Source organism: Mesorhizobium alhagi CCNWXJ12-2, assembly GCF_000236565.1.
Classification (GTDB): Bacteria; Pseudomonadota; Alphaproteobacteria; order Rhizobiales; family Rhizobiaceae; genus Allomesorhizobium; species Allomesorhizobium alhagi.
In genome coordinates, this window is sequence record NZ_AHAM01000368.1 from 1 (window position 1) to 655 (window position 655).

At 63.8% G+C, this 655-nt stretch carries 1 protein-coding gene; it reads right to left on the reverse strand.

Features of this window, described 5'->3' with window-relative positions; genetic code table 11:
- Window positions 1-655 (reverse strand): IS630 family transposase (locus MAXJ12_RS34190; protein ID WP_008840840.1); only part of this gene is annotated, 655 nt, incomplete at both ends.

Sequence of the window (655 nt, forward strand, 5' to 3'; positions counted from 1 at the left end):
AGCGGTTGATGGCGGCCTGGAGATCGACGACGGAGTGGAAGACGCCGCGTTTCAGGCGGCGCTTGGACAGCTTGGCGAAGAAGCCTTCTACCGCGTTGAGCCATGAGCATGATGTCGGAGTGAAGTGGAAGGTGAAGCGCTCGTGACGGTCGAGCCAGGCGCGCACCTTGGGGTGCTTGTGGGGAGCATAGTTGTCGAGGACCACGTGCACCGCCTTGTCTGTGGGAACCTCGGCGTTGATGGCATTGAGAAAGCGGATGAACTCCTGATGGCGATGGCGCTGCATGTTCCTGCCGATGACAGTGCCGTCGAGGACGTTGAGGGCGGCGAACAGGGTGGTGGTGCCGTTGCGCTTGTAGTCGTGCGTCATCGTACCGAGCCGCCCCTTCTTCATCGGCAGGCCGGGCTGGGTGCGGTCGAGCGCCTGGATCTGGCTCTTTTCGTCGACCGACAGCACGATGGCGTGGGCCGGCGGATCGAGATAGAGGCCGACGACGTCGCGCAGCTTGTCGACGAACTTCGGATCATTGGAGAGCTTGAACTGGCGCCAGCGGTGCGGTGCGAGACCATGCGCCTTCCAGATGCGCCTGACGGCGCTGGCGCTGATTGCGGCGGCTTGCGCCATCATGTCGGCGGTCCAGTGGGTCGTCTCGCC